General features: G+C 68.6%; 20 protein-coding genes, 1 tRNA gene and 1 pseudogene. 13 read left to right on the forward strand and 9 right to left on the reverse strand.

Going from position 1 to position 20,687, the window contains the following annotated elements:
- Nucleotides 1-48: 48 nt before the first annotated feature.
- The gene (locus ACPYIS_RS11795; RefSeq protein WP_424859095.1) at nucleotides 49-738 is read right to left on the reverse strand and encodes an RlmE family RNA methyltransferase; all 690 of its coding nucleotides are present in this window, start codon (nucleotides 736-738) and stop codon (nucleotides 49-51) included.
- A gap of 40 nt (nucleotides 739-778) precedes the next feature.
- Between ACPYIS_RS11795 and ACPYIS_RS11800 the strand changes: the two genes are divergently transcribed.
- Nucleotides 779-1,258 (forward strand): YhbY family RNA-binding protein, encoded by a 480-nt coding sequence (locus ACPYIS_RS11800; protein WP_424859094.1) that lies wholly within the window; start codon nucleotides 779-781, stop codon nucleotides 1,256-1,258.
- Between the two features lie 70 nt (nucleotides 1,259-1,328).
- Complete coding sequence (locus ACPYIS_RS11805) at nucleotides 1,329-3,389, forward strand: M3 family metallopeptidase (protein ID WP_424859093.1); 2,061 nt, start codon at nucleotides 1,329-1,331, stop codon at nucleotides 3,387-3,389.
- 8 nt (nucleotides 3,390-3,397) lie between these two features.
- On the opposite strand, the gene rpiA is transcribed toward ACPYIS_RS11805, so the two are convergent.
- Nucleotides 3,398-4,102 carry a ribose-5-phosphate isomerase RpiA gene (gene rpiA, locus ACPYIS_RS11810; protein ID WP_424859092.1) on the reverse strand — a complete coding sequence of 235 codons (705 nt, stop codon included), beginning with the start codon at nucleotides 4,100-4,102 and terminating at the stop codon, nucleotides 3,398-3,400.
- Nucleotides 4,103-4,151: 49 nt separating this feature from the next.
- On the opposite strand from rpiA, the gene ACPYIS_RS11815 reads away from it, so the two are divergent.
- Complete coding sequence (locus tag ACPYIS_RS11815; RefSeq protein WP_424859091.1) at nucleotides 4,152-5,207, forward strand: quinone-dependent dihydroorotate dehydrogenase; 1,056 nt, start codon at nucleotides 4,152-4,154, stop codon at nucleotides 5,205-5,207.
- Here the strand turns inward: ACPYIS_RS11815 and ACPYIS_RS11820 are convergent, their stop codons facing one another.
- The 5 genes and pseudogenes from ACPYIS_RS11820 to ACPYIS_RS11840 form a co-directional block, all read right to left on the reverse strand.
- A complete protein-coding gene (locus ACPYIS_RS11820) occupies nucleotides 5,208-5,672 on the reverse strand; it encodes a universal stress protein (protein ID WP_424860189.1) in 465 nt (154 codons plus the stop codon). It lies immediately after the preceding gene.
- Nucleotides 5,670-6,584, reverse strand: a pseudogene (locus tag ACPYIS_RS11825) (cation:proton antiporter); the annotation flags it as partial. The gene ACPYIS_RS11820 and the pseudogene ACPYIS_RS11825, both read right to left, overlap by 3 nt.
- Nucleotides 6,581-7,723, reverse strand: a complete 1,143-nt coding sequence (locus tag ACPYIS_RS11830) for an NAD(P)/FAD-dependent oxidoreductase (RefSeq protein ID WP_424859090.1) — start codon at nucleotides 7,721-7,723, stop codon at nucleotides 6,581-6,583. The gene ACPYIS_RS11830 and the pseudogene ACPYIS_RS11825, both read right to left, overlap by 4 nt.
- A gap of 7 nt (nucleotides 7,724-7,730) precedes the next feature.
- On the reverse strand, nucleotides 7,731-8,258 hold the full coding sequence (locus ACPYIS_RS11835) for a disulfide bond formation protein B (RefSeq protein WP_424859089.1): 528 nt from the start codon (nucleotides 8,256-8,258) through the stop codon (nucleotides 7,731-7,733).
- The gene (locus ACPYIS_RS11840) at nucleotides 8,248-9,027 is read right to left on the reverse strand and encodes a ferredoxin--NADP reductase (RefSeq protein WP_424859088.1); all 780 of its coding nucleotides are present in this window, start codon (nucleotides 9,025-9,027) and stop codon (nucleotides 8,248-8,250) included. Before ACPYIS_RS11840 ends, ACPYIS_RS11835 begins: the two co-directional genes overlap by 11 nt.
- A gap of 238 nt (nucleotides 9,028-9,265) precedes the next feature.
- Here ACPYIS_RS11840 and ACPYIS_RS11845 point away from each other — a divergent pair, with 238 nt between their 5' ends.
- Nucleotides 9,266-9,541, forward strand: coding sequence for an oxidative damage protection protein (locus ACPYIS_RS11845; RefSeq protein ID WP_299019242.1), 276 nt, complete (start codon nucleotides 9,266-9,268; stop codon nucleotides 9,539-9,541).
- Between the two features lies 1 nt (nucleotide 9,542).
- Entirely contained in the window at nucleotides 9,543-11,543 is a 2,001-nt protein-coding gene (mnmC, locus tag ACPYIS_RS11850) for an FAD-dependent 5-carboxymethylaminomethyl-2-thiouridine(34) oxidoreductase MnmC (RefSeq protein WP_424894709.1), read from the forward strand.
- On the opposite strand, the gene ACPYIS_RS11855 is transcribed toward mnmC, so the two are convergent.
- Nucleotides 11,531-13,378 carry a PHA/PHB synthase family protein gene (locus ACPYIS_RS11855; RefSeq protein ID WP_424859086.1) on the reverse strand — a complete coding sequence of 616 codons (1,848 nt, stop codon included), beginning with the start codon at nucleotides 13,376-13,378 and terminating at the stop codon, nucleotides 11,531-11,533. The two genes, mnmC and ACPYIS_RS11855, sit on opposite strands and share 13 nt — an antisense overlap.
- Nucleotides 13,379-13,587: 209 nt before the next feature.
- Between ACPYIS_RS11855 and fdxA the strand changes: the two genes are divergently transcribed.
- A complete protein-coding gene (gene fdxA, locus ACPYIS_RS11860; protein WP_299019248.1) occupies nucleotides 13,588-13,917 on the forward strand; it encodes a ferredoxin FdxA in 330 nt (109 codons plus the stop codon).
- Between the two features lie 26 nt (nucleotides 13,918-13,943).
- On the forward strand, nucleotides 13,944-15,002 hold the full coding sequence (locus tag ACPYIS_RS11865; RefSeq protein ID WP_425973623.1) for an NAD(P)/FAD-dependent oxidoreductase: 1,059 nt from the start codon (nucleotides 13,944-13,946) through the stop codon (nucleotides 15,000-15,002).
- On the opposite strand, the gene thiD is transcribed toward ACPYIS_RS11865, so the two are convergent.
- The gene (gene thiD, locus ACPYIS_RS11870) at nucleotides 15,003-15,866 is read right to left on the reverse strand and encodes a bifunctional hydroxymethylpyrimidine kinase/phosphomethylpyrimidine kinase (RefSeq protein WP_425973625.1); all 864 of its coding nucleotides are present in this window, start codon (nucleotides 15,864-15,866) and stop codon (nucleotides 15,003-15,005) included.
- A gap of 81 nt (nucleotides 15,867-15,947) precedes the next feature.
- On the opposite strand from thiD, the gene ACPYIS_RS11875 reads away from it, so the two are divergent.
- The 6 genes from ACPYIS_RS11875 to ACPYIS_RS11900 all read left to right on the forward strand — a co-directional run bounded on the left by ACPYIS_RS11875 (nucleotide 15,948) and on the right by ACPYIS_RS11900 (nucleotide 20,512).
- Nucleotides 15,948-17,090 carry an FAD-dependent oxidoreductase gene (locus tag ACPYIS_RS11875; protein ID WP_425973627.1) on the forward strand — a complete coding sequence of 381 codons (1,143 nt, stop codon included), beginning with the start codon at nucleotides 15,948-15,950 and terminating at the stop codon, nucleotides 17,088-17,090.
- A complete protein-coding gene (thiS, locus tag ACPYIS_RS11880; protein WP_299022245.1) occupies nucleotides 17,087-17,296 on the forward strand; it encodes a sulfur carrier protein ThiS in 210 nt (69 codons plus the stop codon). Before ACPYIS_RS11875 ends, thiS begins: the two co-directional genes overlap by 4 nt.
- Before the next feature lie 8 nt (nucleotides 17,297-17,304).
- Nucleotides 17,305-18,108: a thiazole synthase gene (locus ACPYIS_RS11885; RefSeq protein WP_314226234.1), complete on the forward strand. Its 804-nt coding sequence runs from the start codon at nucleotides 17,305-17,307 to the stop codon at nucleotides 18,106-18,108.
- An 8-nt stretch (nucleotides 18,109-18,116) separates the two neighbouring features.
- Nucleotides 18,117-19,064: a thiamine phosphate synthase gene (locus ACPYIS_RS11890; RefSeq protein WP_424860188.1), complete on the forward strand. Its 948-nt coding sequence runs from the start codon at nucleotides 18,117-18,119 to the stop codon at nucleotides 19,062-19,064.
- 35 nt (nucleotides 19,065-19,099) lie between these two features.
- Nucleotides 19,100-19,175, forward strand: a tRNA-Asn gene (locus tag ACPYIS_RS11895).
- A 182-nt stretch (nucleotides 19,176-19,357) separates the two neighbouring features.
- Entirely contained in the window at nucleotides 19,358-20,512 is a 1,155-nt protein-coding gene (locus ACPYIS_RS11900) for an MFS transporter (protein WP_424859081.1), read from the forward strand.
- The last annotated feature ends 175 nt before the right edge of the window (nucleotides 20,513-20,687 follow it).

Genomic DNA, 20,687 nt, shown 5'->3' on the forward strand with positions numbered 1-20,687 from the left:
ACCCTTTCAATCGTCGGGATAGCTCACCGCGTTGCGCGAGACGCCACGTCAACCGCTCCCTTTCAGACCCAATCCCACCAAAAAGGTTTCCGCCGACTGAGGGCGCGACGCCTTGGGCTTGTGCACCTTGACGGCGCGGAAGTGCTCGCGAAACCGCCGCACGGCCGCGTCGTACGCACTGCCGTGAAACACCTTGGCCACGAGCGCGCCCGTGGGCTTGAGGTGCTGGACGGCGAATTCGACCGCGAGCTCGATCAGGTGCTCGATGCGCGCCGCATCCACACTCTCGACCCCGGACAGATTGGGTGCCATGTCCGACAGCACGACGTCCACGCGGTGCGCCGCTTCCGTGCCCAGCGCCTCGGCCAGCGCCGCCCGCAGCGCGGCCAGCGTCGCCTCCTCGCGAAAATCGCCCTGAATGAAGCGCACCCCGTCGATGGGTTCCATGGGCAGCAAGTCCAGCCCGACGATGACGCCACGCACCCGCGGCTGCCCATCGGGTCCTGCCACCGTGCCCAGGCGCCGACGCAGGTACTGACACCACGCGCCCGGCGCGCAACCCAGATCGACGATGCACTGGCCCGGTTGCACCAGGCCGTATGTCTCGTCGAGCTCCTTGAGTTTGTACGCGGCACGGGCACGATAGCCCTCCTTTTGGGCCAGGCGTACCCAGGGGTCGGTCACGTGCTGGTTCAGCCACGCCTTGTTGACCTTTTTGCTTTGTGTCTTGACTTTCATGTTCCCCCGACTATACGGCGCCATGCGGGATAATCCGTCCATGCCCCCGATCATTCTGACTCCCGCCCAGCGGGCCGCCTATCGCGGCCAAGCGCACCACCTCGAACCGGTCGTCATGATCGGCGCCGAGGGCCTGACCGATGCGGTCAAGGCCGAAGTGGACGCCGCCCTCAAGGCCCATGGCCTGATCAAGGTTCGCGTCCTCGGTGACGACCGCGCACAACGCGAAGTTTGGCTGCAACAACTGGCCGAGGAGCTGGGCGCCGCGCCGGTGCAGCACATCGGCAAGCTGCTCGTGCTCTGGCGCCCCATCCCGCCCAAAGCCAAGGCGCCGGACGAGGACCGCAAGCCCGGCCCGCGTGAGTTCAAAGTCGTCAAATACAGCAAGAAAGGCGGCCAGCGCCCCGAAATCAAAACCGTGCGCGTGCTGGGCAACCAGCGCCTGACGCCGGGGGGGCTCGTCAAAAAGGCCAAACGCCGCCAAAAGAGCGCCAAGAAGGCGGCCTCCGCCGCCCAGTAACCCGCCGCGCGGCCGGGCCAACCGAGGCCGTCTAGCGCCGCTGGCGCCCTTCACTGGCATTCTTGACCCCATGAACGATCGCACCGACCCTGCTCTGCTTGCCAACCCCCTGCTCGACGACGGTGGCACGCCGCGCTTCGACGCGGTGGCTCCCGAACACATCGCGCCCGCCATCGAGCATTTGCTGCAACAGGCCGAGACCGCCCTGGCCGCGGTGACGGCGGCCGAGTTCCCTGCCAACTGGCATGCACTGGCGCGCACGCTGGACGTCGCCACCGAACGGCTGGGCCGCGCCTGGGGCATGGTCAGCCACCTCAACGCCGTGGCCGATACGCCCGCGCTGCGCGAGGCATACAACGCCATGCTGCCGCGCGTGACGGAGTTCTGGACCCGACTGGGGGCGGATGAACGGCTGTACGCACGCTACAAGGCCATCGACCCCGCGTCGCTGGATGCCGCCCAGCGCCGCGCGCGCGAGTTGGCGCTGCGCGGCTTCGTGCTGGGCGGTGCCGAGCTCCAAGGCGAAGCGAAGGCGCGCTTTGCCGCCATCCAGGAGCGCCAGGCGGAGCTCGCGCAAAAATTCAGCGAAAACGCCCTCGATGCCACCGACGCCTATGTGGAATACGTGGACACGGCCGAGCTCGACGGCGTACCGCCCGACGTGCTGGCCGCCACGCGCCAAGCCGCCGAGGCCGAAGGGCGCAGCGGCCACCGCCTGGGGTTGAAGTTGCCGGTGTATCTGCCGGTGCTGCAATTTGCCCACCACCGCGCCCTGCGCGAGCGCCTCTACCGCGCCTACGGCACGCGTGCCAGCGACCAGGCAGAGGGCGACTTGCGCCGCTTCGACAACGGCCCCATCCTGCGCGAATTGCTTGCGCTGCGCGCCGAAGAGGCGCGGCTGCTGGGCTACCCCAGCTTTGCCCACCTGTCGCTCGTGCCCAAGATGGCCGAGTCGCCGCAGCAAGTGATCGATTTCCTGCGCGACCTGGCGCGCCGCGCCCGGCCCTACGCCGAACGCGACGTGGCCGACATGCGCGCCTTCGCGCGCGAACATCTGGGACTGGATGATCCGCAGGCCTGGGACTGGCCCTACATCGCCGAGCGACTGCGGCAAGCGCGCTACGCCTACAGCGAACAGGACGTCAAGCCCTACTTCCCGCTACCGCGCGTGTTGCAAGGGCTGTTCGCCATCGTCGAGACGCTGTTCGAGGTGCGCATCCGCCCCGACGAAGCCCCCGTGTGGCACCCAAGTGTGCGGTTTTTCCGCATCGAACGCGACGGGCAGCTGCTCGGGCAGTTTTACCTGGACCCGGCCGCGCGCGCCGGCAAGCGTGGGGGCGCCTGGATGGACGACGCGCGCAGCCGCTGGCGGCGCCCGGACGATGGCCGCCTGCAAACGCCGCTGGCGCACCTGGTGTGCAACTTTGCCGACGGGGTGGACGGCAAGCCCGCGCTGCTCACGCACGATGACGTCATCACGCTGTTCCACGAGTTTGGCCACGGCTTGCACCACCTGCTGACGCAGGTGGACGAACACGATGTGGCGGGCATCAGCGGCGTGGAATGGGACGCGGTGGAACTGCCCAGCCAGTTCATGGAAAACTTCTGCTGGGAGTGGGAGGTGCTGCAAGGCATGACCGCCCACGTCGATACCGGCGAGCCCTTGCCGCGTGCGCTGTTCGACAAAATGCGCGCCGCCCGCAATTTTCAAAGCGGCCTGCAGACGCTGCGCCAGGTCGAATATGCGCTGTTCGACATGCGGCTGCACCTGGAGGGAGCGCCCGACGGCGATGTCATGGCCCTGCTGCAGCAGGTGCGTGACGAGGTCGCGGTGTTGCAGCCACCGGCCTGGCACCGCATGCCGCACACCTTCAGTCACATTTTCGCGGGCGGCTACGCGGCCGGCTACTACAGCTACAAGTGGGCCGAGGTACTCAGCGCCGACGCCTACGCGGCGTTCGAAGAAGCCGCGGTGCAGCGCGGCTCGGTACTGGACCCGGAAGTCGGGCAGCGCCTGCGGCGAGAAATCTTGGAAGTGGGCGGCAGCCGCCCCGCACTCGAGTCGTTTCGTGCCTTTCGCGGGCGCGACCCACAAATCGACGCCCTGTTGCGGCACCAGGGTATGGCGTAGCGGCGGGTTCAGCCCTCGAAGGCGATGGTGCGCACGCCCTCGGGCGTGCCGAGCAGACACACGTGCGCGCGTTGGTGGGCAAAGACCCCCACCGTCACCACACCCGGCCAGTTGTTCACCATCGACTCGAACGCGAGCGGGTCATCGATCGTGAGGCCGTGCACGTCCAGGATGTGCTGGCCGTTGTCGGTGACCAGCGGTTGCCCATCCTTCAAGCGCAGACGCGCTTGCCCGCCCAGCGCGGCAAACTGGCGCATCAGCCGCTGTGTGGCCATCGGGATCACCTCCACCGGCAACGGAAAACGCCCCAGCGTGGACACCCACTTGGACTGATCCGCGATACACACGAAGCGCCGGGCCTGGGCGGCCACGATTTTTTCGCGCGTCAGCGCCGCCCCCCCGCCTTTGATCATGTAGCCGCGCGGGTCGATCTCGTCCGCACCGTCGATGTAGACCGACAGCGTCTCGACCTCGTTGGCGTCGAATACCGGCACACCGATCGCGCGCAACCGCTGCGTCGTGGCCACGGAGCTCGAGACCGCCCCAGGGATACGGTCGCGCACGGTGGCCAGCGCGTCGATGAAACAGTTGACCGTCGATCCGGTACCCACGCCGATGATTTGGCCCGGCTCCACATACGCCAAGGCGGCTTGACCGACCAAGGCCTTGAGGGCGTCTGGGCTCATGGGGGCGGTAGGGGCATCGTGGGGCATGAGTGAGTATCCTCGATAAACGGGTGGGCGGGAGTGCGACAATTATCCGATGACTTGGCTGCCTTACGCCCCGCTGCGCGCGCTGCTCTTCGGCCTGGACGCCGAAGCCGCGCACGATCTAACCCTGCACACGCTGGAGCGCCTGCAACACACCCCGCTGCGCGCGCTGTTTGCCCAGCCGCGCATCGACGACCCGGTGGAACTGGCAGGTCTGCGCTTTCCCAACCGCGTAGGGTTGGCCGCCGGCCTGGACAAAAACGCGCGCTGCATCGATGCCTGGGCCGCCATGGGTTTTGGTTTCGTCGAAGTGGGCACGGTCACCCCGCTGGCCCAGCCCGGTAACCCCAAACCGCGGCTGTTCCGGCTGCCGCAGGCGCACGCCCTCATCAACCGCTTTGGCTTCAACAACGAAGGCCTGGCCGCCTTCGTCGAGCACGTGCAGCGCGCGCGCGTGCGGCAAACGGGCTCGCCAGCGCTGGTACTCGGGCTCAACATCGGCAAAAACGCCAGTACCCCGATCGAGCGCGCCACCGACGACTACCTGCGGGGCCTGGAAGGCGTGTACCCCCACGCCGACTACGTCACCGTCAACATCTCCAGCCCCAACACACAAAACCTACGCCAGCTGCAAAGCGACAGCGCGCTGGAGGGCCTGCTGGCCGCGCTCGCGCAGCGGCGTCAGGCACTGGCCGATCAACACGGCTGCTGGCGCCCACTGTTCATCAAGATCGCCCCAGACTTGGATGAGGTGCAAATCGGCATGATCGCCGACGCGCTCGTGCGCCACGGCATGGACGGTGTGATTGCCACCAACACCACGCTGGCGCGTGACGCCGTGCAGGGCCTGCCCCACGCCGATGAGGCGGGTGGCCTGTCGGGCCGTCCCGTGGCCAAGGCCAGCAACCGGGTCATCGTGGCGCTGCGCCAGCGGCTGGGGCCGGGCTACCCCATCATCGGTGTGGGCGGCGTGATGGACGCCGACGACGCGCTGGCCAAGCGGCAAGCGGGGGCCGATCTGGTGCAGCTCTACACCGGGCTGATTTACCACGGCCCGGGCTTGGTGCCCCAGGTGGCGCGCGCCCTGCGCGATGCGGCCATGGGCTGATCACACGCGCTGCGCGGCGGGAGATACCAGCACGTCACACGAGGCCTCGGCCACCACGTGCTTGGTCACGCTGCCCAGCAGCAATTCTTCCGCCACACCCTGGCCGTGCTTGCCCAGTGCCACCAAGTCGCACCCCCATTCCTGGGCGCTGCGCACGACGGCCGGCGCGGCGTCACTTTCGTACAAATGCACACGGTAGCGGCTGGGCGACCATCCCTGCTCGTGTGCCAAGGCCAGCAGCCGGGCATGGGCTTGGGCGCGAGTGCGCTCGCGGTAGTGGGCGATGGTGTCGTCGTCCACCCCGGCAAACCGCAGCTTCTCTTCGAACGGCACCGTGTAGACGTGCAGCAACTCGACCAACGCGTGGGGCGCCATCGTATCCACCAGCGCCAGCGTCGGGGCCGACCAGGGTGAAAAATCCACCGGCACCAGCGCCGGCCCCAGCGCATCGCCCAGCGTCGACATCTCCAGCTCGGCCCCCAGGTGGATGAAAAAGAACAACAGCAAAAAGTCGCGAATCCCGGACAAGCGCGCATGGATGGCCTCGCGGTACGGGGTGTTGGCGAGGGTAAACCCGGCCACGAAGGCCCCAGCCTCCATCGAAAACCCGGCCCAGGCCCCCAGTGCCGCCAAGCCCAGACCCCAGGCCATGGCAAACACCAGCAGCAACTCTTGCGAGCGCGCCATGGCCGTGACCAGGCGCGGCAGCACCCAGCGCATCACCGCCGCGACCAGCACCACGGCCAGCGCCAATCGCGCCACCAACGACAGCGCCACCACCCAGCCCTCGGGCGCGGCCTGCCCCTCTGGCACGCGCAGCGCGCTCATCGCCATCATCGCCAGCACGACGGCGATGTCCTGCACGATCAAAAACCCGACGGCGATCCGCCCGTGCAGGGAGTCGAGCTCGCGCTTGTCGGTCAGCAGCTTGACGATGATGATGGTGCTGGAAAACGTCAGCGCCACGCTGACGTAGAGCGCGGTCATGAGGTTCTGCCCCAGCAGCAGGATGAGCACGAAACCACCTGCGATGGTAAAGCCCAGTTGCCCCAACCCCGTGGCCAGCGCCACCGGACCGATGTGGCGCACGTGCTACAAGTCGAGCTTCAAGCCGACGATGAAGAGCAGCACCGTCACACCGATCTGGGCCAGCAGCGCGACTTGGTCGTGCGCCTTGACCAACCCCAAGCCCGCCGGACCCAGCGCGATGCCGCTCACGATGTAGGCGATGAGCACCGGCTGGCGCAGCCGCACGAACAGCGCGCCCAACCCTGCCGCGAGCAGCAGGAGGGCGAACTCAGCAAACGGCGTCAAAGTCATGGTGGGGGGGGAACCGGTCGTGCGGCGATGGTTCCCTGCGGTCGTCGCCACGCTCATGTCGGCGTGTCCAGGGCCCTGGCGACGGCTTCACCGATCGCCAACGCGCTCGTCAATCCGGGCGACTCGATCCCCAACAAGTGCACCAGCCCAGCCCAGCCATGCTGGGCCGGCGCCTCGAGCCGAAAATCCGGCGCGGGGGTATCCGGCCCGTGGATTTTAGGCCGCACCCCGCTGTAGGCGGGCCGCAAGGCCCCATCGGGCAACCCTGGCCAGTAGCGCCGAATCGCCGCCTCGAACGCGGGGGCACGGGCAGCGTCCACCGTGTAGTCCAGCGTCTCGGGTCGCGTGCCCTCGGGCAGCCATTCGAGATCGGGGCCGAAGCGGGCCTGTCCGCCCAGATCCAGCGTCAGATGCACCCCCAGCCAGGCATCCTGCGGCGCGGGATAGACCAAGGCGTCGCACGGTGGGCGCCCCGCCAGCGCAAAGTAGCTACCCTTGGCATAGCGCGGCACGGGCCAACGCTCGGGCGGCGGGCCCCACACGGCGCGCGCCACGTCGCAGGCCCACAGTCCGGCGGCATTGACCAACACGTCCGCCTGCACCGCGAAGCGCTCGCCATCCAACGTCCTGCCCCGCACCGCCCAGCCGCCCTGGGCCTGCGGGCCCAGCGGTTCCGCCGCCTCGAAGACCGATCCCAGCGCCACACTGCCGCCCGCGTCGTGCAAGTCTCCCTGCAGTGCCAGCATGAGCCCGTGGCTGTCGATGATGCCGGTCGTTGGCGACCACAGCGCGGCCACACCGTGCAGCGCGGGCACACGAGCGCGCAGCGCCGCACGGTCGACCCACTGTGCGGGCACCCCATTGGCCTGGGCTCGTTGCAGCAGCCTCTCCAGTGCCGGGATCTGCGTGTCGTCGGTGGCAACCACCCACTTGCCACAGCGGCGGTGCGCCACGCCGTGGCGCTGCGCATATTCGAAGAGCAACGGTTTGCCCCGCACGCACCAGCGGGCTTTGCGCGACCCTGGGGGATAGTACAGACCGGCGTGAATGACCTCGCTGCTGCGCGAGCTCACGCCGGTACCGATGGCCGTGGCACGCTCCAGCACCACCACCTCGCGACCAGCCTGGGCCAGCGCCCGCGCCACCGCCAGGCCCACCACGCCGGCCCCGATGACGATGGCACCCACGCGCTCCATGGCCACCCTAACGCGAGCGCACCCACCACCCGCCCATGGCCAGCACCAGCGCCATGGCGACGAAATTCACGAACGACCAGTTGGCGATCGTCAGCCCCAGAAAAGTCCAATCCACCGCCGAGCAGTCACCGCTGCCGCGAAAGATCATGGGGATCGCGCGGCGCAGTGGAAACGCTTCGATCATGCCGTAGAAATCCCGCCCGCAGGTCTGGATCTCGGGCGGGAACCACTGCAGCCACGACTGGCGCGCCGCCACGAACGCCCCAAACACCGCCAGCCCCGCCGCCGCCCACATCCCGCCGAGACGGCCACGTAGACCAGGCCATGCCGCGGCCATCCCGGCCAGCAGCGCCACCCCCACCAGGGCATAGCGTTGCACGATGCACATCGGACAGGGCTCCAGCCCCACCCCGTGCTGCAAGTACAGGCCAAAGGCCAACAAACCCACCGCCCACAGCGCCACCAGCGCCGGGCAGGCCCGGGGGTGCGCCCGCACCCAGGTGCGCAGTCGTTCGGCAGAAAAATCAGTTGGCATCGGCAAAGGCGCGTTCGATCACGAATTGCCCCGGCGTGCTCGTGTTGCCCTCGACGAAGCCGTAGCGCTCGCACATCGCCTTGAGGTCACGCAGCATCGCGGGACTGCCACAGATCATGACGCGGTCCGTCTCGGGGTTGAGCGGGGGCAAGCCCAGCTCGCGCGCCATCTGACCGCTTTCCACCAATTGCGGAATGCGGCCTTGGCGCTCGAACGGCTCGCGCGTCACGGTGGGATAGTAGCGCAGCTGCGCACGCACCATCTCGCCCAGGAACTCGTGCTGCGGCAGCTCGTGCGTGATGTAGTCGCGGTACGCCAGCTCGGCCACCAGGCGCACGCCATGCACCAGCACCACCTGCTCGAAACGTTCGTAGGTGGCCGGGTCGCGGATGATGCTCATGAACGGCGCGAGCCCCGTGCCCGTGCCGAACAGGTACAGGTGTTTGCCCGGCAGCAGATAGTCGATGACCAGCGTGCCGGTGGGCTTGTGCCCCACGATGATCGAGTCGCCGGGCTGGATGTGCTGCAGGCGACTGGTCAACGGCCCATCGGGCACCTTGATGCTGAGAAACTCTAGGTGCTCTTCATAGTTGGCCGACACGATGCTGTAAGCGCGCAGCAGCGGCTTGCCATTTTCCAGCCGCAGACCGATCATGGTGAACTGGCCGTTGAGAAAGCGCAGCCCCGCATTGCGCGTGGTGGTGAAGCTAAACAGCCGATCGGTCCAGTGATGGACGGTCAAAACACGTTCGTCGTCGAATGCACTCATGATGGAAGGGAGTCGAAAAAGATACGGGCGAGGGTAACGGCGATCCGGGCCTGCGGGGTTGACCTGTCTCAACCCTGACCACGCTGGGGCAGCACGACTGCGCTACAGTCTCGGGGTCGCTGGTCGCCGATGGCGAACACCAGACCATACGCCGATCGTAACAAAGCCGTTATACCGTTGCCCCGACGCCGTTATGACGGCATGGCATGAAGCACACATTCGCACAGGAGCATCACCCATGGCACGCACCGTTCGCTGTATCAAACTCGGCATCGAAGCCGAAGGACTGGACTTTCCCCCCTACCCTGGCGAGTTGGGCAAGCGCATCTACGACAATGTCAGCAAACAGGCGTGGCAAGACTGGCTGCGGCACCAAACCATGCTGGTCAACGAAAACCGCTTGAACCTCGCCGACGCCCGCGCGCGCCAGTACCTGGCGCGGCAGATGGAAAAACATTTTTTCGGCGAGGGCGCCGACGTCGCGGCCGGTTACGTGCCACCCACGCAGGGGTGACATGGGGGGCGCCGTGGTCGAGTGGCTGCCGGACGGCACGCCACGCAGCCCGCGCTTTGGCGACATCTACCGCAGCCGCGGCGCCGACGGCCACGGCGGTTGGGCGCAGGCGCAACACGTGTTTTTGGGCGGCTGCGGCCTGTGGCCGCCGGGGCCTGATGCGGTGTGGCGCGGCCAACCCCGCTGGCATGTGCTGGAAAACGGCTTCGGCCTGGGACTGAACTTTCTGGCTACCTGGCGTGCCTGGCGCGACGACCCCGACGCGCCTGAGACGCTGTTCTACACCGCCACCGAGGCCCATCCGGTCAGTGCCGACGACCTGCGCCGCAGCGCCGCACCGTTTGCGCCCTTGCAGGCACTGGCGCAGTCACTGGCCAAGCGCTGGGTGGGGCTGCTGCCCGGCGTGCACCGTTGGGCGTGGCAAGCGACCGACGCCACCGGCCGTGTGCGCCACCTGCGGCTGACGCTGTGCGTGGGCGACGCACAGCGCTGGCTGCCCACGCTCGACGTGCCCGTGGACAGCGTGTTCCTCGATGGCTTCGACCCCGCCGCCAACCCCGACATGTGGTCGCCGCCCCTGATGCGCGCGGTCGCGCGCCTGTGCCGCCCCGGCACCCGGCTGGCCACCTGGACGGTGGCGCGCTCGGTGCGCGAGGCGCTGACGCAAGCGGGGTTCCAGGTTGAAAAAGCCCCGGGCTTGCCGCCCAAGCGGCATTGCCTGCGCGCGCGCTGGGCCCCCGCGTGGACCCCGCGCACGTCGCTGCGCCACGCCCCCAACACCCCGGACAATCTTGGCCCGAACGGCCGGCACGCGCTGGTCATCGGGGCCGGACTGGCCGGGTCCGCCGCGGCCTGGAGTCTGGCGCAACGGGGTTGGCGGGTGACGGTGTTGGACCAGGCCGACACGCCCGCCGCAGGGGCATCTGGCCTGCCCGTGGGCTTGGTCGCCCCGCACGTCTCGCCCGACGATGCCCCGCTGTCGCGGCTGACGCGCGCCGGGCTGGCCTGCACGCTGGAGCGCGCACAGCTGCTGCTCACACCCGGCATCGATGGGGCGGCCAGTGGCGTGCTGGAACACCGCGTGGAAGGCAAACACGCCCTGCCCGCGCCGGACGACTGGACCGAGCAGCGCGCCGCGTGGAGCCAGGCCGCCACCCCCGAATCGATCGTCGCGGTTGGACTGCCCCCTGAAACGCCCGCGCTGTGGCACCCGCGTGCGGCCTGGCTGCGGCCCGCGCGGCTGGTGGCGGCGCAGTTGGCACACCCGCGCATCCGCTTCGTCGGCGGGGCCGCCGTGGCGCACTTGCGGCGGCAAGCGGGCGGGCACGGTTGGAGTGCCCATGACGCCACAGGGGCGCTGCTCGCGCAAGGCGATATCGTGGTGGTGTGCGCGGGCTTCGACTCACTGGCGCTGCTGGCGGCCGAGGGTCGCGCCCCGCTGCCGCTGCACGCACTGCGTGGGCAGGTGGCGTGGGGCCCGATGGAGGCCCTGCCGCCCGACGTGGCCGCGGCGCTACCGCCCCACCCCGTCAATGGGCATGGCTCACTCATCGCGGGCGTGCCGGGTCCAGACGGCCGCCCCGTCTGGTGCATGGGCTCGACCTTCGTTCGTGGCAGCACCGGCCGCACGATCCGCGCGGACGATCATGCCGCCAATTGGGACAAGCTGCGCCGCTTGCTACCCCGTGCGGCGGCGGCGCTGTCGCCGTTGTGGTCCCAGGCGCAGGCCTGGGCAGGCGTGCGCTGTACGCTGCCGGATCGCTTCCCGGCGGTGGGGGCCGTGAACCCCGAGACCCTGCCGGGCTTGCACGTCATCACCGGGCTGGGCGCGCGCGGTCTGACGTTGTCCGCGCTGTGTGGCGAAGTGCTCGCCGCGGGCCTGCATGGCGAACCGTGGCCGCTGGAGCCCGCATTGGCGCGCGCCTTGCTGGCCCAGCGCTTCGCCACGCGGGGCGCACCCGCGTCGGCCGCCGATTCTGGCCGCTACTCTCAATCGCCGTAGCGCACCATCACGTATTGGCCCGGCGCGGGGCCCAGCCCCCGGTGCACGGGCGGGGTCCGCGCCGGCACCTCGCCGCTGGAGTGGCGGCGCAGCCAGTCGCCCCACGTCGGCCACCAACTGCCTTCGACGCGCGGGGCCACGGCCAGCCACTCGTCGGGCGTGCGCCACGGTTCGTCCAGCGGCGTCGTGCGCACATGGTGGTAACGCCCCCGGTGTCCGGGCTCGGACACGATCCCGGCGTTGTGCCCGCCATTGGTCAGGGCAAACGTCACTTCGGCCGACACCAAATGATGGATCTTGTACACCGAGCGCCACGGCGCGACGTGGTCCTTGATGGTGCCGACGGCAAACACCGGCACCCGGATGTCGCGCAGCGAAATCGGCTGCCCCTCGAACCGAAAACGCCCCTCGGCCAGATCGTTGTTCAGGTAGCAGCTGCGCAGGTACTGGCTGTGCATGACCGCGGGCAGGCGCGTCACATCGGCATTCCACGCCATCAGGTCGTTGGCGATCTCGTCCTCGCCGAGCAGCCAGCGCCGGGTTTGACTCGACCACACCAGCTCCCGCGAGTGCAAAAACTGAAACGATCCCGCCATCTGCTGCCCCGTGAGAAAGCCGCGCGCGGCCATCATGTCCTCCAGCAGCCGCACCTGCGCCTCGTCGATCAGGATGCCCAACTCGCCCGGTTCTTTGAAGTCGGTCTCGGCCGCGAGCAGCGTCAGGCTTGCCAGCGGGTGCGCGGGCGCCGCCAGCGGCTGGCAGCCCAGCGTGGCATCGCCGCCCCCCAGGGCCGCGGCGGCGATGGCCGCAAACGTGCCGCCCAGGCAGTAGCCCATCAGATGCACCGGTGCCGCCGTTGCGCAATGCACATGATCGAGCGCGGCCAGCACCCCATCGCGCACATAGTCGTCCATGCCCAGCAAGGCGTCGCTTTCGTCGGGGTTTTTCCACGACACGATGTAGACCGTGTGCCCCTGCCCCACCAGCCAGCGCACCAGCGAATTGTGCGGCGACAAGTCCAGGATGTAGTACTTCATGATGCACGAGGGGATGACGAGCACCGCCTCGCGCTGCACGGTCGGGGTCGTCGGCGCGTACTGGATCAGCTCGATGAGCGCATTGCGCAGCACCACCTGTCCCGGCGTCGTGGCCAGCCCGCGGCCCGGCACCGCATCCGGCCCAAAGCGTTGCGGCGGCGGCTGCAGCCCCAGGCGGGCACTCACATCCTGCAGCGCCTGCCCCCAACCTTTCCACAGCGACTGTCCGCCCGTCTCCCACGCCCGCTGCAGTGCCTGCGGGTTGGTCCACAACACGTTGCTGGGCGCCCACAGGTCCAGCCACTGCCGGCCATAGAAGCGCATCTGCTCCCGGCTGTGCGCGCGCATCCCGCGCAGCGCGGCGGCCTGCTCCCACCAGGCTTCGGTCGCCTTGCCTGCGGTCGCGAGCGTCCGCCATGGCCATTGGCGCCACGCGGGGTGGGTGTAGCGCGGGTCTTCCTGCAACGCGGCCTCGAAGGGCAGCGTCGGGGTGGGCTCGTTCGAGTCTCCGCCCGGCGCACCGGGGCCCGGCGGCACGACCGCCGTGCGGGCGGCAGCCAGCACGGCGTCCTGCCACCAGTTCTGCCCCTGCGCGAGCGCCTGCCGCCACAGGCGCATTTGCGAACCGGGCGCGCTCCACAGGTGCAAGGCCCAATCGGTCGCGGCCAACGCCAGCGAAACGGGCGACAACCCACTGTAGAGCTGTGCCAGCACCACCGACGCCTGCTGGTCTAGGGTGTCGGCGGCGTCGCCGCGGCGGCGATGGAGGGATGGATCGCTGGGAGAGGATGGATTCATGAGGTAAGACCTGTCAGATGGGCACGAGCGAGGAGCAAGGCATCGCCCGCGCTGGACCGCACACGCCACACGATAACCGTTTCATCCCACGTTGTCATGACACGCGTCAACCCAGTGCCGTGTGCACTCGGCCTACAATTCGGCGCTTGTCGATTCGCGGCCCGCGGCCGTGCCGGGTCGACGATCGCCACCTGATAAGACCCAGCGCCATGACACACGTTGTTACCGAAGCCTGCATCGCCTGCAAGTACACCGACTGCGTGGACGTCTGTCCCGTAGACTGCTTCCGCGAGGGCCCCAATTTTCTGGCCATCGATCCCGACGAGTGCATCGACTGCGCCGTCTGCATCCCCGAGTGCCCCGTGGGTGCCATCTACGCCGAAGAGGACGTGCCGCGTGACCAGCAGCACATGATCGCGCTCAACGCCGAGCTGGCCAAGCTGCCGACCTGGAAGAGCATCACCAAGCGCAAGGCGCCCTTGCCCGACGCAGACCAGTACAAGGACATGACGGGTAAGCTCGCGCTGCTCAAGCGCTGAGACACGCCGCCGTCGGGCTGCACGCCATGACGAACGCCGACGCCCCCATCCGCACAGACGCCGTGGTCATCGGCGCGGGCCCAGTGGGGCTGTATCAGGCGTTCCAGCTCGGGCTGCAGGAAGTAGGGGTGCATATCGTCGAAGGACTGGCGCACGCGGGCGGCCAGTGCGCCGAGCTGTATCCCGACAAATTTCTCTACGACATCCCGGGCATCCCCTCGTGCAGCGGGCAAGAGCTCACGCAGCGCTTGCTGCGCCAGCTCCAGCCGCTGCGCGTGCCGCTGCACCTGGGGCAAATCGTGTCGGGCCTGCAGCGGCTGGGCACCGACGGCCCGGCGCGCTTTGCGTTGCAGACCGACGGCGGCCTGACCTTTTGGTGCGACGCCATCGTCATCGCCGCCGGCGTCGGGGCGTTTTTGCCGCGCAAGGTGCCGCTACCGGCACTCGAACGTTGGGAAGGGCGGCAGGTGTTTTATCGGGACGTCGATCCGTCCGTCTGGGCAGGCCAACGTGTCGTCGTCATGGGCGGCACGGATGCCGCCGTGCGCCTGGCCCTGCGCTTGGCGGAGGGCGAAGCGGCGCACGTCACGCTGTTGCACCGCACCGAGCGCTTCGACATCGACCCCGATCTGGATGCGCAGTTGCAATCCGCCATCGGCGCGGGCTGGGTGCGGTTGTGCCTGGGCCAACCGGTGGAAGTGCTCACCGACGATGAGGGACGCTTACAAGCCCTGGCCATCGCGACGGCTGATGACCAGCGCCTGACGCTGCCGCTGGATCTGCTCATGCCGCGCTTGGGGTTGCACCCGCGCCTGGGACCGATCGCCGACTGGGGGCTGGCCCTGGAGCGCAAACACCTGGTGGTGGACACAGAGGGCTTTCGCACGAGCGAGCCGGGTATTCATGCGGTGGGCGACGTCAACGCTTACCCCGGCAAGCGCAAACTCATCGTGTGCGGTTTCCACGAAGCGACGCTGGCCGCCTTTGCCATCGCACAAGCGCTGCGACCGGGTGAGCGCATCGCGCTCGAGTACACCACCACCAGCGCCCGGCTGCAGCGCCTGCTGGGGGTAGCGCCAGACTGATCAATCCAGCAGCCGCATCGGCACGGGCGCATAGCCGTGGTTGAGCGGCCCGCTGCCCTGCCCCGTGCGCACGTGGGCGCCCGCGGCGATGGCGCCGCGCACCCACCCGTGCGCCGACTGCACCGCTTCCTCCAGCGTGTGCCCCAGCGCCAGATACGACGCGATCGCCGACGACAGCGTGCAGCCGGTACCGTGGCCATTGGGGCTTGCGATGCGTTCGCCGCTGAGGCGAATCCAATACGCTGCAGGCTCGCCGCGCAGTGCCAGCAGGTCGGTCACCCAGTCGCCGGGCAAGTGTCCCCCTTTGAGCAGTACCGCCGACGCACCCCGCTGCAGCAAATCGGCGGCGGCGGCTTCCAACTCGTCGACATGCGTCAAGGCACGGCCCAGCAGCAGCCCCGCTTCGTCCAGGTTGGGCGTGACCACCGTCGCGCGCGGAAACAACTGCGCCACCAAGCGTTCGATGGTCTCGGGCTCGATCAACGTGTCACCGCTGGTGGCCACCATCACCGGGTCCAGCACCACATTGGGCAACCGGTAGCGATCGATGGCCCAGGCCACCGCGTCCACGATGTCGGGTGCGTGCAACATGCCGATCTTGACCGCGTCCACCCCGATATCCTCCACCACGGCCGCGATCTGCTCTTTCAAAAACGACGCCGGTACCGCGTGAATGGCGCGTACCCCCAGCGTGTTTTGGGCCGTCAGTGCCGTGATCGCCGTCATGCCGTAGCAGCCCAATGCCGCGATGGTCTTGAGGTCGGCCTGAATGCCCGCGCCGCCGCCCGAATCGCTGCCGGCAATGGTCAACACGCGCGCGTAACGCGCCGCCTTGGGGTGAGCGAGATCGTTGAGGTGTGACATGTGTGACATTATCCGCCGCGTGGGGAGGATTGTTGTGTTCTGTCAATGGCGCGGGTTTTCCCTGGGGTACCATCGCGGATCATGACGACGTCTCCCCCCGTGCTGATTCTGGGCGCTGGCCTGATGGGCCGCTTGTTGGCGGTCACCTTGGCCCGTGCGGGCCACCGCGTGCACCTGGTCGATGCCGCCGACGGGCCGTCACAGGCCGGGGGAGCGGCCCGCATCGCCGCGGCCATGCTCGCACCGTTGGCCGAGTCCGCTGTCACCGAGCCCAACGTCGTCGCCATGGGGCGCTACGGGCTGCCACGCTGGCGCGCCCTGTGCGAAGGGCTCGACCAGCCGGTCTTTTTTCAGCAAAACGGCACGCTCATCCTGTGGCATCGGCAAGACGCCCGCGAGGCCGTTCGCTTCGAAGCCCTGCTGCGCGCCACGACCGAGCGCTTGCCGGAGCTGCCCGCGCCGCAGCCGCTCGACGCCGCCGCGCTGGCCACTGTGGAGCCCGCGGTGGCGGGCCGGTTTGCGCAAGCGCTGTATTTGCCCGAGGAAGGGCAACTCGACAACCGGCAGCTGCTCGATGCGCTGCTGGCCACACTGCGGTCGTGCGGTGTGACGGTGCAGTGGTCCACCCCGATGACGCTGGCGCAGGCCCAAGACTGGCAGCGCGACCACCCCGGCGCCTGGGTGTTGGACTGTCGCGGCCTGGGGGCCCAGGCGGATTGGCCCAGCGCCCCGGCACCAGCGGCGGGGCCGTTGCGGGGCGTGCGCGGCGAAGTCGCACGCGTGTATGCGCCCGACGTCACGTTGCAACGCCCCACGCGCCTGCTGCATCCGCGCTATCCCCTCTACATCGCGCCCAAGCCCAACCACCTGTTCGTCATCGGCGCCACCGAGATCGAATCCGACGACCTCTCCCCTGCGAGCGTGCGCTCCACGCTGGAGCTGCTCAGCGCCGCCTACGCCGTCCACCCCGGCTTTGCCGAAGGCCGGGTGCTCGAACTGGGCGCACAGTGCCGCCCCACGCTGCCCGACAACCTGCCCGCCGTGGTCGAGGCGGCGCCGCGCGTGCTGCAGATCAATGGGTTGTATCGACACGGCTATCTGATCTCGCCTGCCGTGCACGATGCAGTCATCGAATACCTGCATGGTGGCACCGTGTCACTGGCCCAGCGTCTGGGCCTGCGCTTCGTGCCGGCCCGCCAAACCGCTGCCTGCTGCGAGCCATGATCGTCGTCATCAACGCCCATCCCACTGAATTGCCCGACGGCGCCACCGTGGCCGACGCCGTGGCCCGCGCGACGGCCGACCTGCCTGCCAGCGCCCCCTTTGCCGTGGCCGTCAACTTGCAGTTCGTGCCGCGCGCCCAATATCCTCACACGCCCCTGCACGACGGCGACCGCATCGAAATCATCGCCCCCGTGACCGGCGGCTGACCCCCACCATGACCCCGACCCCATCGTCCGACCCCCTCATCCTCTACGGCCAAACCTTTGGCAGCCGACTCATGCTGGGCACGGCGCGTTATCCCTCGCCCGCGGTGCTGGAGCAAGCCGTCGCGCGCGCGCAGCCGTGCCTGTTGACCGCATCGCTGCGCCGCCACGGCGCGTTAGGCGCCGACGCCTCGCACGGCTTTTGGACCCTGCTGCAGCGCTTGGGCGTGCCCGTGTTGCCCAACACCGCTGGCTGCCACAGCGTGCAAGAAGCCGTCACCACCGCCGAAATGGCGCGCGAAGTCTTTGGTACCGACTGGATCAAGCTCGAATTGATCGGTGACGACTACACCCTACAGCCCGACACGCTGCAACTCCCCACGGCGGCCGACCTGCTCATCAAGCGCGGCTTCAAGGTACTGCCCTACTGCACCGACGACCTGGTGCTGTGCCAGCGTTTGCTGGACGTGGGCTGCCAGGCGGTCATGCCCTGGGCAGCACCCATTGGCACGGGGCTCGGCCCGATCAACCCCTACGCGCTGCGCACGCTGCGCGAGCGGCTCGACGTGCCCCTGATCGTGGACGCCGGGCTGGGCCTGCCGTCGCACGCCTGCCAGGTCATGGAGTGGGGGCTGGATGCCGTGCTGCTCAACACGGCCGTGGCGCAGGCGCAAGACCCGGTGCGCATGGCCGGCGCCTTTGCCGATGCCGTCGCCGCCGGCCGGGCCGCGTACCGTGCCGGCGCCATGCCACCGCAAGCCTCGGCCCAGCCCAGCACGCCCGTGCTGGGCACCCCCTTCTGGCACCAGGGATGACCGCCCGAATGACCGACGCGCACGCCCCCACCGCCACGCCAACGGTGGTCCATGACCCGCTGGCGGCCATGCACGCCATCGTGCGCCACCATACCGACTTGTTCATCGAGCGCGACGCGGACCCCGACGCCACGCCAGCCGATGCGACCGTGGCCGCTGTCGCCTACGCCGCCGCCCGTCGGCTGGGGTTCATCGATGCGGACGCCCGGTATGTGTCGGCCGCGTGGGCGCGGCGCTGCCAGGGCCGCCCCTTCGATCCCGCCGACTGGCCCGATGACCCGGCGGATTTTGGCTGGACACTGCCACCGACGCGGTTTGCCCCCTGCCCGCGGGAACTGGGCCTGTACGCCGTGCTGCCCGACGCTGCGTGGGTCGCGCGCCTGGCGCGCGCCGGTGTGCCCACGTTGCAACTGCGCTTCAAACACCCCGACCCCGACCGCGTGGCACATGAGGTACAGGCAGCGGTCGAGGCGGTACGCGGCCTGCCCTGTCGCCTGTTCATCAACGATCACTGGCAGCACGCCATGGCCGCAGGCGCCTACGGGGTGCACCTGGGGCAGGAAGACCTCGACACGTTGACACCAGACGACATCGCCCGGCTGCGCGACAGCGGCCTGCGCCTGGGCATCAGCACACACGGCTACGCCGAAATGGCGCGCGCCTGGGCGCTGGGCCCCAGCTACCTGGCCCTGGGTGCGGTATTCCCCACCACGCTCAAGGCCATGCCGACCGCCCCCCAAGGACCGGGGCGGCTGGCGCGCTACGCACGACTCGCCCGTGACATCCCCACCGTTGCCATCGGGGGTATCGGTCTGGCCGAGCTGCCCGCCGTGGCCGCCTCGGGCGTGGGGTCGTTCGCCGTCGTGCGCGCCCTCGTGGGCGCCCCCGACGCGCCAGCCGCCGCTGCAGAACTGATGCAGCGTTGGGCAACGTTGCGAGCGGATGCAACGCCGTAACATCGATAGGACGCCGTGCTACAATAGTTGTCTATTCCCCGATAGCTCAGTCGGTAGAGCGCCGGACTGTTAATCCGTAGGTCCCTGGTTCGAGCCCAGGTCGGGGAGCCAAAATTCCAGCACGCCAGCCCACCCATCGGTGGGCTTTTTTTATGATCCTGCACGGCCATCTGCAGTGATATCGTGGCACGTCTCGACACCGAGCGTGACACACTCCCGAGCCACCCCGCAGGGACGACCGCGTGCACATGCTCGAACGGTCGATACCCGTTCAACAACCGTCAGGAGTGTCGATGAGATTGCCCCAAGGCGTGATCGCTCTCGGCTTGGTCAGTCTGTTCATGGATCTTTCATCGGAGATGATCCACAGCCTGCTGCCCGTGTTTTTGGTGACGGTGCTGGGCGCGTCGGCGATGTCGGTGGGCATCATCGAAGGCATCGCCGAAGCCACGGCGGCGATGGCCAAAGTATTCTCCGGCGCGGTGTCCGACTGGTTCGGCCGCCGCAAACCACTGGTGCTGCTCGGCTACGGCATGGCGGCGCTGACCAAGCCGCTGTTCCCGCTCGCCAACAGCATCGGCGCCATCTTGATGGCGCGGTTTCTCGACCGCATCGGCAAGGGGATACGCGGCGCACCGCGGGACGCCCTCATCGCCGACATCACCCCAGAAGCACAGCGCGGCGCCGCCTACGGGTTGCGTCAATCGATGGATACCGTGGGGGCGTTTGCCGGTCCATTGGTGGCCATGGCCTTGATGGCGGCCAGCGGCGACAACTTTCGCCTGGTATTCTGGGTGGCGGTCGTTCCAGCCGTCTTGTGCGTGTTGATCATCGCCTTTGGCGTGGACGAGCCCGATGCCACCCGTCCAGCCGTGCAGCCGCGTTTTCCCATCACGCGCGATAGCCTCGCGCGGTTGCCTTCCCGCTACTGGTGGGTGGTGGGCTTTGCCGCCGTGCTGACGCTGGCGCGCTTCTCAGAGGCGTTTTTGCTGCTGCGCGCAGAGAATGTGGGACTCGCGGCGACCTGGGTACCGCTGATCCTGATCATCATGAACGGCGTCTACGCGGCCAGTGCCTACCCCTTTGGTCGGCTGTCCGACAGCGGCAGCCGCCGCGCGCTGCTGGTGTGGGGCGTGCTCCTGCTCATCGCCGCAGACATCACGCTCGCGTTGGCCGCCCACGTTTGGACTGTGGGGCTCGGGGCTGCGATTTGGGGCCTGCACATGGGCGCGACGCAGGGTCTGCTGTCGACGCTGGTCGCCGAGGCGGCACCTGCCGATTTGCGCGGCACCGCGTTTGGCGTTTTCAACCTGGTCAGCAGCGCGGCGCTGTTGGCCGCCAGCGTCATCGCCGGCAGCCTGTGGACCCTGGTCGGCCCTACAATGACCTTCTTCGCTGGGGCGGCGTTTTCGGCGATTGCGCTGCTGGGGCTCATTTGGCGGCGATGAGCATGGGGGCTCCGTCCCCCACCCCGGTGCGGAACTGACTGACCACCTGCTGCAGCTCGGCCGCTTGCTGGCGCAGGCTCTGGGCAGCCGCCGCCGCCTCTTCGACGAGGGCGGCGTTTTGTTGCCTGGTTTGATCGAGTTGTCCCAGCGCCGCGTTGACTTGCGCAATAAACGA

The organism is Tepidimonas sp. HKU78, from assembly GCF_049860815.1.
Lineage (GTDB): Bacteria > Pseudomonadota > Gammaproteobacteria > Burkholderiales > Burkholderiaceae_C > Tepidimonas.

Excerpts from the sequence above, each read along its gene's own strand:
- ACPYIS_RS11795 (WP_424859095.1), bottom strand. The coding sequence starts at position 738 with ATGAAAGTCAAGACACAAAGCAAAAAGGTCAACAAGGCGTGGCTGAAC.
- ACPYIS_RS11800 (WP_424859094.1), top strand. The coding sequence starts at position 779 with ATGCCCCCGATCATTCTGACTCCCGCCCAGCGGGCCGCCTATCGCGGC.
- ACPYIS_RS11805 (WP_424859093.1), top strand. The coding sequence starts at position 1,329 with ATGAACGATCGCACCGACCCTGCTCTGCTTGCCAACCCCCTGCTCGAC.
- rpiA (WP_424859092.1), bottom strand. The coding sequence starts at position 4,102 with ATGCCCCACGATGCCCCTACCGCCCCCATGAGCCCAGACGCCCTCAAG.
- ACPYIS_RS11815 (WP_424859091.1), top strand. The coding sequence starts at position 4,152 with ATGACTTGGCTGCCTTACGCCCCGCTGCGCGCGCTGCTCTTCGGCCTG.
- ACPYIS_RS11820 (WP_424860189.1), bottom strand. The coding sequence starts at position 5,672 with ATGTCGACGCTGGGCGATGCGCTGGGGCCGGCGCTGGTGCCGGTGGAT.
- ACPYIS_RS11830 (WP_424859090.1), bottom strand. The coding sequence starts at position 7,723 with ATGGAGCGCGTGGGTGCCATCGTCATCGGGGCCGGCGTGGTGGGCCTG.
- ACPYIS_RS11835 (WP_424859089.1), bottom strand. The coding sequence starts at position 8,258 with ATGCCAACTGATTTTTCTGCCGAACGACTGCGCACCTGGGTGCGGGCG.
- ACPYIS_RS11840 (WP_424859088.1), bottom strand. The coding sequence starts at position 9,027 with ATGAGTGCATTCGACGACGAACGTGTTTTGACCGTCCATCACTGGACC.
- ACPYIS_RS11845 (WP_299019242.1), top strand. The coding sequence starts at position 9,266 with ATGGCACGCACCGTTCGCTGTATCAAACTCGGCATCGAAGCCGAAGGA.
- mnmC (WP_424894709.1), top strand. The coding sequence starts at position 9,543 with ATGGGGGGCGCCGTGGTCGAGTGGCTGCCGGACGGCACGCCACGCAGC.
- ACPYIS_RS11855 (WP_424859086.1), bottom strand. The coding sequence starts at position 13,378 with ATGAATCCATCCTCTCCCAGCGATCCATCCCTCCATCGCCGCCGCGGC.
- fdxA (WP_299019248.1), top strand. The coding sequence starts at position 13,588 with ATGACACACGTTGTTACCGAAGCCTGCATCGCCTGCAAGTACACCGAC.
- ACPYIS_RS11865 (WP_425973623.1), top strand. The coding sequence starts at position 13,944 with ATGACGAACGCCGACGCCCCCATCCGCACAGACGCCGTGGTCATCGGC.
- thiD (WP_425973625.1), bottom strand. The coding sequence starts at position 15,866 with ATGTCACACCTCAACGATCTCGCTCACCCCAAGGCGGCGCGTTACGCG.
- ACPYIS_RS11875 (WP_425973627.1), top strand. The coding sequence starts at position 15,948 with ATGACGACGTCTCCCCCCGTGCTGATTCTGGGCGCTGGCCTGATGGGC.
- thiS (WP_299022245.1), top strand. The coding sequence starts at position 17,087 with ATGATCGTCGTCATCAACGCCCATCCCACTGAATTGCCCGACGGCGCC.
- ACPYIS_RS11885 (WP_314226234.1), top strand. The coding sequence starts at position 17,305 with ATGACCCCGACCCCATCGTCCGACCCCCTCATCCTCTACGGCCAAACC.
- ACPYIS_RS11890 (WP_424860188.1), top strand. The coding sequence starts at position 18,117 with ATGACCGACGCGCACGCCCCCACCGCCACGCCAACGGTGGTCCATGAC.
- ACPYIS_RS11900 (WP_424859081.1), top strand. The coding sequence starts at position 19,358 with ATGAGATTGCCCCAAGGCGTGATCGCTCTCGGCTTGGTCAGTCTGTTC.